The following is a 1768-nucleotide window of genomic DNA, read 5'->3' on the forward strand; positions in this document are numbered from 1 at the left end:
CTCATCTATTATTTTACAATAATCATCTACAAAACAGAATAACTCTGTTATATTCTTATGCATTGGGTAACCTCCTATTGTTGCTAAAATAGTGGAGTTTACCCTATTTCTCTCTCTACTCTCTTTCTAATCCATAGTTAGCGGTAGTACTGCAAACTGGGATAGTGCAACATTTTGAAGATTTACACTTGCCAAGACCTTGCCATTTGGATATTTCTAACTAAGAGAAATTATTCTATTCAATATGAAAAGAGCTTTAATATTCACATTTCTAATAGCAGTTGTATTAATAGTCGTTACTTATTTGTACAAGAAAAGCGAAACTGACAATTCACAAGTGGTGAATGTTTATTCATCACGTAAAGAGGAGTTAGTACGCACTTTATTTGACGAATTCACAAAAGATACGGGCATTAAGGTACGTTATATTATTGATGATTATTCTCAGTTGCTCTCACGCATGGAAAATGGTGGTGAAGCTGACTTATTTTTGACTGCAGATGCAGTGAATTTGATTTTAGCAAAAAAAAGAGACCTTCTGTCCCAAGTAGACTCAGAGGTTTTAAAAAATGCTATACCTGCAAAATTTAGAGATAATGAAGATTATTGGTTTGGCCTCACAAAAAGAACTAGAATATTGGTTTATAATAAAGAATCAGCAGATCCTAAAGATTTAAGTACTTATGAAGATTTAGCAAATGAAGAGTGGAAAGGAAGGATATTAGTACGCTCTTCTACGAGTCCATATAACCGATCATTGATTGCTTTTATGATTGCAAACGATGGTTTTGAAAAGGCAAAAGAATGGGTTTGTGGAATTGTGAGCAATATGGCAAGAAAACCAAGTGGTGGTGATACTGACCAAATCCACGCTGTAGCTGCTGGTGAAGGAGATGTTGCAATAGTAAACAGCTATTATTTTGCAAGGATTCTTTCATCAGGGCATGGAAATAAAAGGAATATTATAGACAAGCTAGGGGTTTTCTTCCCTAATCAAAATGATAATGGCGTAATGGTGAATATTAGTGGAGCAGCGGTAACAAAAAACGCAAAAAACAGAGAAAACGCTATAACTTTGCTGGAATTTTTAGTAAGCAAGCAAGCTCAAGAACTATATGCTAGAAAAAATCAGGAATATCCTATTGTTGAAGGTATCGAAACTTCTGACATATTAAAATCTTGGGGGAATTATCCACAAAGTGACTTGCCCCTCAGCAAACTTGAAGAGCACCTGCTCGAAGCTGTTATGATAGCTGACGAGTGTAAATGGAAGTAATGCCCAGCGCTTGGTAACGCTGGGGTGAAAGGTTTATGCTACTGAGTTCTAGCACCTTTCTCTTTTGTTTTCTGAGTTTTCTCTTCTTTGCAACTCAGCTTTGGCTTTATTACCCTGAACTTGCTGTTTTTCACTATCAACTTTCTTTCCATCATTCACCTCAGGAAAGTAGGCAGGATTGTTAAAGCTATGTGTTGGCTTGCCTTCTTTTTCAACTTCCTTCCCAGAGCTTTTCATCTTATGTACTGCCCGTCTTCCTGCATCTAATATGCCTTTTCCCGCAGCACTCAGTACGTCATAACTTGCATCTAGTACCTTTTCTGCCCCTTGAATGAGCTTACCACCTGATATCCCATCAACAACCATAAGGCCTATAGCAATTATACCACCAATTGGTCCTCCAAACGCTAACTATGGATTAGAAAGAGAGTAGAGAGAGAAATAGGGTAAACTCCAGTATTTTAGCAACAATAGGAGGTTACCCAATGCATA

At 37.0% G+C, this 1768-nt stretch carries 2 protein-coding genes; one reads left to right on the forward strand and one right to left on the reverse strand.

All coding sequences use genetic code 11. The annotated features are described in order from the left end of the window. Positions 1-244 precede the first annotated feature (244 nt). A complete protein-coding gene (locus tag GO685_RS05050) occupies positions 245-1276 on the forward strand; it encodes an extracellular solute-binding protein (protein WP_175937843.1) in 1032 nt (343 codons plus the stop codon). Positions 1277-1324: 48 nt separating this feature from the next. On the opposite strand, the gene GO685_RS05055 is transcribed toward GO685_RS05050, so the two are convergent. Further along, a complete protein-coding gene (locus GO685_RS05055; RefSeq protein WP_175937844.1) occupies positions 1325-1642 on the reverse strand; it encodes a hypothetical protein in 318 nt (105 codons plus the stop codon). Between the last annotated feature and the right edge of the window lie 126 nt (positions 1643-1768).

The sequence above is a fragment of the Wolbachia endosymbiont of Madathamugadia hiepei genome (assembly GCF_013366855.1).
Classification (GTDB): domain Bacteria; phylum Pseudomonadota; class Alphaproteobacteria; order Rickettsiales; family Anaplasmataceae; genus Wolbachia.